At 44.4% G+C, this 527-nt stretch carries 1 protein-coding gene; it reads right to left on the reverse strand.

Features of this window, described 5'->3' with window-relative positions:
* Positions 1 to 527: carboxylesterase family protein (locus ACS8FC_RS20710; protein WP_439298167.1), on the reverse strand; the 527-nt coding region annotated here is incomplete at both ends.

Below are 527 nucleotides of genomic sequence, written 5' to 3' on the forward strand. Positions count from 1 at the left end.
TATTAATAGCACCTTCTGGTACATAATAAAGCCTTGCCTCTTGATCGGTACTACCGACAATCACTGGAATAGACGCATCTGCATATTTTATCAGGTCTTTCATTGGTGATTCTTTGATGATATCGCCATCGGTCACAGGCAAAAATGCTGTGCCACCCCAAGACATCATGCCCCACTCGTCTCTATCTTTTACCGTATTGCCGATATTAATCACTTCAGAGACCAAATCGTCAAGTGGTACTTGAGAGATATCGGTCGTCGTAGGTGCCACTCCAAGCGCTTCAGCAAAGAGCGTACTGACTCGACCTGCCTGCTCTGTGGTCACAAACTGCATAGGGGGACTTTGCATAATTGCCTGTTGAAACAGGCCTTTTGCTTTATCAGTACCCAAAAGTACCGCGACGCTTTCAGCACCAGCTGATTGACCAAATAAGGTAACTTTGTTTGGATCACCACCAAAGTCAGCAATATTTTGCTGCACCCATTTTAATGCAGCGATTTGATCTAAAATACCTCTATTATCTGGG

The sequence above is a fragment of the Psychrobacter sp. 1Y4 genome (genome assembly GCF_051847555.1).